This window comes from Oleiphilus sp. HI0117, assembly GCF_001635235.1.
Map to the genome: position 1 here is coordinate 1 of NZ_LWGA01000819.1, position 1,282 is coordinate 1,282.

The window sequence follows — 1,282 nt, forward strand, 5'->3', positions numbered from 1 at the left end:
CCTAATGCAACTACCAGATTTAGTCGACAAACCTGAACTACTCTACCCGGCCTTCGCTCCAGGCCTGCCAAAGCCTTTAAAGAAAAGCAGCAATATTTTTTCAACTATAAAACAGAAAGATATTCTTCTGCACCACCCCTTCCAGAGCTTTACACCAGTTATCGATTTTCTTCGACACGCTGCCCTAGACCCCGATGTCGTTGCTATTAAACAAACACTTTACCGTAGCGGCGCTAATTCTGAAATTGTTGCCGCCTTGGTCGATGCAGCAAGACGCGGAAAAGAAGTCACTGCAGTAATAGAATTACGAGCCCGTTTTGACGAAGAAGAAAATATTGAACTAGCCAGCCGCCTGCAAGAAGCTGGCGCTGTCGTCGTTTATGGCGTAGTGGGCTATAAAACCCACGCCAAGATGATACTCGTAGCCCGACGCGAAGCCGAAGGTTTTAGGCACTATGTACATTTGGGTACGGGTAATTATCACGCAAAGAACGCCCGCCTCTATACAGACTATAGCTTTATGAGTGGTGATGAAGCTCTCGGGAAAGAGGTTCATAAAATATTCCAGCAGCTCACGGGTATGGGCAAAGCACTGAAGATCAAAAAACTATTCCATGCTCCTTTCACCTTACATGACTCTTTGGTTTCGATGATAGAAAGAGAAGCTAATAATGCCAAAGCAGGTAAAGCCTCAGGAATCACCATTAAAGTTAATGCAGTATCAGAACCCAAAATTATTCGGGCACTGTATCGAGCATCACAAGCAGGCGTGCCTATTAAGCTTATTGTCCGCGGCATATGCTGTTTACGTCCAGGGCTAGAGGGTATTTCCGAAACGATCGAAGTACGCTCTGTGATCGGGCGTTTCTTGGAGCACACTCGAGTTTATTGGTTCCACAATGATGGTAATGACCAGATTTATGGTGCCAGTGCCGACTGGATGACCCGTAACCTGTTAAAGCGTGTTGAAACCTGCTTCCCGATGGAAGATAAGAAGCTAGTAGAACGCGTGAAAGCCGAAATTGGCTTCTACCTAAGCGATAATTGCCAAAGCTGGATTATGGACACCGAGGGAAAATATCATTTGAACCAACCTGCCGAAGCCGAATCTCGAGTCTGCGCACAACAATATTTACTCGAGCACCTTGCCTCAACCTAAAGCCAAACCTGGCACTCTTCTTTTATCTGTTTTCAATACTTTAAAAGAAGAGTGCGATTCAGCCGACATTACCAAAGATTCAGTACATTTAGTTTAAATTCCGAATAGAATGGGCTAACTGGG

1 protein-coding gene is annotated in these 1,282 nt (G+C 45.2%); it reads left to right on the forward strand.

Going from position 1 to position 1,282, the window contains the following annotated elements; all coding sequences use genetic code 11:
- Positions 1 to 1,159 (forward strand): polyphosphate kinase 1 (gene ppk1, locus A3757_RS13645; RefSeq protein ID WP_068739790.1); only part of this gene is annotated, 1,159 nt, incomplete at its 5' end.
- Between the last annotated feature and the right edge of the window lie 123 nt (positions 1,160 to 1,282).